1 pseudogene is annotated in these 250 nt (G+C 60.0%); it reads left to right on the plus strand.

What is annotated here, in order from left to right:
• Positions 1-250, plus strand: a pseudogene (locus B4920_RS27235) (hypothetical protein); the annotation flags it as partial.

Genomic DNA, 250 nt, shown 5'->3' on the forward strand with positions numbered 1-250 from the left:
CTGGTGCAGGGCGGCTTTAAACGTACGGACCTCAACGATACGAAAGCCGACTCAACGACCCTCGGGGTATCACGTTTTTGGGAGATGTCGAGCGGCTGGCAGCGCGCGCTTAACCTGCGCTGGAGCCTTGACCACTTTACCCAGGCCAACGTCACCAACATCACGATGCTTATCTATCCCGGGGTGTCGGTAAACCGTACCCGCTCCCGCGGTGGCCTGATGCCGACCTGGGGTGACTCCCAGCGCTATT

The sequence above is a fragment of the Zoogloea sp. LCSB751 genome, assembly GCF_002028455.1.
Classification (GTDB): Bacteria; Pseudomonadota; Gammaproteobacteria; order Burkholderiales; family Rhodocyclaceae; genus Zoogloea.